General features: G+C 72.3%; 4 protein-coding genes. All 4 read right to left on the reverse strand.

Annotated features, from left to right (window positions below):
- Positions 1–420: 420 nt before the first annotated feature.
- The gene (gatB, locus tag HCN56_RS24045; RefSeq protein ID WP_167974527.1) at positions 421–1,929 is read right to left on the reverse strand and encodes an Asp-tRNA(Asn)/Glu-tRNA(Gln) amidotransferase subunit GatB; all 1,509 of its coding nucleotides are present in this window, start codon (positions 1,927–1,929) and stop codon (positions 421–423) included.
- A 68-nt stretch (positions 1,930–1,997) separates the two neighbouring features.
- On the reverse strand, positions 1,998–2,222 hold the full coding sequence (locus tag HCN56_RS24050; protein ID WP_167974529.1) for a hypothetical protein: 225 nt from the start codon (positions 2,220–2,222) through the stop codon (positions 1,998–2,000).
- The gene (gene gatA / locus HCN56_RS24055; protein WP_167974530.1) at positions 2,219–3,712 is read right to left on the reverse strand and encodes an Asp-tRNA(Asn)/Glu-tRNA(Gln) amidotransferase subunit GatA; all 1,494 of its coding nucleotides are present in this window, start codon (positions 3,710–3,712) and stop codon (positions 2,219–2,221) included. The genes HCN56_RS24050 and gatA overlap by 4 nt, the downstream gene beginning before the upstream one ends.
- Before the next feature lie 5 nt (positions 3,713–3,717).
- A complete protein-coding gene (gene gatC, locus HCN56_RS24060) occupies positions 3,718–4,014 on the reverse strand; it encodes an Asp-tRNA(Asn)/Glu-tRNA(Gln) amidotransferase subunit GatC (RefSeq protein WP_167935187.1) in 297 nt (98 codons plus the stop codon).
- Between the last annotated feature and the right edge of the window lie 135 nt (positions 4,015–4,149).

Genomic DNA, 4,149 nt, shown 5'->3' on the forward strand with positions numbered 1-4,149 from the left:
CGGCACCACGCACGCGATCTGATCGCCGAGATGACCGAGGTGCGCAGCGCCCAACGCCTGCGGCGTGCCCGCCGCAGTGCCCGAGCCGCGGCCTCCGCGCCGGCTCCTCGTACGCGCCCCGCGCCTTCGCCCACCCGTGGTGACAACCGCCCCGCGGAGCGGCAGACGACAGGCGGCAGGCGGGGCACCGGGTGCCGGTTCCCGGGGCCCGCGCGGGGCACGCGGCCCGCGCACCGCGCGGGTCAGGGAACCGGGCCGGCTCGGCCCGGCATGCCGTGGCCGTCGGCGCAGTGCGCGTGCCCTGCGGCGGACAGCGCAACGGCCCCGTACCGCCCGTCCCACCCCCGTACGGGGCGACACGAACGGCACGGGGCCGTGGAGGCCCGGGACGGCGCGGCTGCGGCGGCCGGGGCTGCCGAACTACTCGGCGGGCGCCAGGCGTTCCAGGATCAGCTCGCGGGCACGGCCCGCGTCGGCCTGGCCGCGCGTGGCCTTCATGACCGCGCCGACCAGAGCACCGGCCGCGGCGACCTTGCCGCCGCGGATCTTGTCGGCCACGCCCGGGTTGGCGGCGATGGCCTCGTCGACGGCCGTGCCGAGGGCACCGTCGTCCGAGACGATCTTCAGACCGCGGCTCTCGACCACGGCGTCCGGCTCGCCCTCACCTGCGAGCACGCCTTCGATCGCCTGCCGCGCCAGCTTGTCGTTGAGCGAACCGTCGGCGACGAGCGCCGCGATGCGGGCGACCTGCACCGGCGTGATCGGGAGGGTCACCAGGTCGACGCCCTGCTCGTTCGCGCGGCGCGCCAGCTCGCCCATCCACCACTTGCGGGCTGCGGCCTGCGGGGCCCCCGCCTCGATCGTGGCGACGATCGCGTCGACGGCGCCGGCGTTGAGGACGGACTGCATCTCGTGCTCGGAGATGCCCCACTCCTCCCGCAGCCGGTTGCGACGCACCCGGGGCAGCTCGGGCAGCTCGGCGCGCAGCTCCTCGACCCACTCGCGGGCCGGGGCGACCGGCACCAGGTCGGGCTCGGGGAAGTAGCGGTAGTCCTCCGCCTCCTCCTTGACCCGACCGGAGGTGGTGCTGCCGTCCTCCTCGTGGAAGTGGCGCGTCTCCTGCACGATGGTGCCGCCGCCGGAGAGGACGGCGGCGTGCCGCTGCACCTCGAAGCGGGCGGCGCGCTCGACACTGCGCAGCGAGTTGACGTTCTTCGTCTCGCTGCGGGTGCCGAACGTCTCGGTGCCGTGAGGCCGCAGCGACAGGTTGACGTCGCAGCGCATCTGGCCCATCTCCATGCGGGCCTCGGAGACGCCGAGCGCGCGGATCAGCTCGCGCAGCTCCGCGACGTAGGCGCGGGCGACCTCAGGGGCCCGGGCGCCGGCGCCGGTGATCGGCTTGGTGACGATCTCGATCAGCGGGATGCCGGCGCGGTTGTAGTCGAGCAGCGAGTACGAGGCGCCGTGGATGCGTCCGGTGGCGCCGCCCACGTGGGTGGACTTGCCGGTGTCCTCCTCCATGTGGGCGCGCTCGATCTCCACCCGGAAGACCTCGCCGTCCTCCAGCTGCACGTCGAGGTAGCCGTTGAAGGCGATCGGCTCGTCGTACTGCGAGGTCTGGAAGTTCTTGGGCATGTCCGGATAGAAGTAGTTCTTCCGGGCGAACCGGCACCAGGTGGCGATCTCGCAGTTCAGCGCGAGGCCGATCCGGACCGCCGACTCGACGCCGATCGCGTTGACGACGGGCAGCGCACCGGGCAGACCGAGACAGACCGGGCAGGTCTGGCTGTTGGGCTCCGCGCCGAGCGCGGTGGCGCAGGCGCAGAACATCTTGGTCTTGGTGCCGAGCTCGACATGGACCTCCAGGCCCATGACGGGGTCGTAGGCCGCGAGCGCGTCCTCGTACGACACCAGGTCAATGACTGTCACGGGGGTGTACCTCTCGGCTGCGGGGGTGGGCGGCCCGCCGGTGACGGGGGCCGCGCGCCCGGAGCGGGTCAATCGGAGAGGACATCGTGAATGTCCTCGTTCATGCGGCGCAGCTCGCGACCGAGCAGCGCCACACCGGTGATGACGGCGGCGGCGGAGACGATGCCGTCGACCAGCTGGAGCGTGTCGTGCTCCTCACGGGCGCTGCGCAGCTGCTTGGCGATGCCGATCACACCGAACACCGAGGTGCCGATGGAAATGTAGACGCCGAGCTTCGACTTGGGCTTGCTCATAGGGCTGGTGCCTCCTCCAGGATGGGATGTCCCCACCGTGCCAGGTAAGCGGCCTCGACCGCGGCCCCCACGCGGTACAACCGGTCATCGGCCATCGCCGGAGCGATGATCTGCAGACCGACGGGGAGCCCGTCCTCCGGCGCGAGGCCGCACGGCAGCGACATCGCCGCGTTGCCCGCCAGGTTGGAGGGGATGGTGCACAGGTCGGCCAGGTACATCGCCATCGGGTCGTCGGCACGCTCGCCGATGGGGAAGGCCGTGGTGGGCGTGGTCGGCGAGATGACCACGTCGACCTGCTCGAAGGCGCGCTCGAAGTCCTGGGTGATGAGGGTGCGGACCTTCTGCGCGCTGCCGTAGTAGGCGTCGTAGTAGCCGGAGGAGAGCGCGTAGGTGCCCAGCATGATGCGGCGCTTGACCTCGTCGCCGAACCCCGCCTCGCGCGTCAGCGAGGTGACCTCCTCCGCGGAGCGGGTGCCGTCGTCACCGGTGCGCAGGCCGTAGCGCATCGCATCGAAGCGCGCCAGGTTGGAGGAGCACTCCGAGGGGGCGATGAGGTAGTAGGCCGCGAGCGCCTTCGTGAACGAGGGGCACGACAGCTCGACGACTTCGGCACCCAGCTCGCGCAGCAGCTCGACCGTCTCGTCGAAGCGCTGCATGACGCCGGCCTGGTAGCCCTCACCGCGGAACTCGCTGATGACGCCGACGCGCAGCCCGGCGACGGTGCCGTTGCGGGCGGCCTCGACCACGTCGGGGACCGGCGCGTCGATGGACGTCGAGTCCAGCGGGTCGTGGCCGGCGATCACCTCGTGGAGCAGCGCCGCGTCCAGGACCGTGCGGGCGCACGGCCCGCCCTGGTCGAGCGAGGAGGAGAAGGCGACCATCCCGTAGCGGGAGACCCCGCCGTAGGTCGGCTTGACGCCCACGGTGCCGGTGACCGCGGCCGGCTGCCGGATGGAGCCGCCGGTGTCGGTGCCGATGGCGAGCGGCGCCTGGTAGGAGGCGATGGCTGCGGACGAGCCACCACCGGAGCCGCCGGGGATGCGGGTGAGGTCCCACGGGTTGCCGGTCGGGCCGTAGGCGCTGTTCTCGGTGGAGGACCCCATGGCGAACTCGTCCATGTTGGTCTTGCCGAGGATGACGACGCCGGCGTCCTTCAGACGCTTGGTCACGGTCGCGTCGTAGGGCGGGATCCAGCCTTCGAGGATCTTGGAGCCGACGGTGGTCGGCACGCCCTCGGTGGTGAAGATGTCCTTGAGCGCCAGCGGCACGCCGGCCAGCGGGCCGAGTTCCTCGCCGGCCTCACGGCGGGCGTCGACGGCGCGGGCCTGGGCGAGGGCGCCCTCCCGGTCGACGTGGAGGAAGGCGTGGACCTTCTCGTCCACGGCCTCGATGCGCGCCAGGTGGGCCTCGGTCACCTCGACCGCGGTGACCTCGCCGGCGGCGATCCGCGCGGCGGTCTCGGCTGCGGTGAGCCTGGTCAGGTCGGTCATGGCGGTCACTCCTCCCCCAGGATCTGGGGCACCTTGAAACGCTGCTGCTCGGCTGCGGGTGCCTGCGACAGCACCTGCTCGGGGGGCAGACTCGGACGGACCTCGTCCGGTCGCATGACGTTGGTCAGCGGCAGCGGGTGGGAGGTCGGCGGGACGTCCTCTCCGGCGACGTCGGAGACGGCTGCGACCGCCCCGATGATGTCGTCGAGTTGACCTGCGAAGTGGTCGAGCTCTTCGCTGGACAGCTCCAGACGCGCCAGCCGAGCGAGGTGGGCGACCTCCTCGCGCGTGATGCCAGGCATGCGGCGATCCTCATTGCTGTGTCGAGGGCTGGTTGAGCCACCAATCCTATGGGGTGCTCGCCCCGGTCCACGCACGCCGGCCGGGGCGGACCACCGCGCCCCGCCGCGGCCCGGCGGGCGGTGCCGGGGCGCCAC

This window comes from Streptomyces lonarensis (assembly GCF_012033735.1).
Lineage (GTDB): Bacteria > Actinomycetota > Actinomycetes > Streptomycetales > Streptomycetaceae > Streptomyces > Streptomyces lonarensis.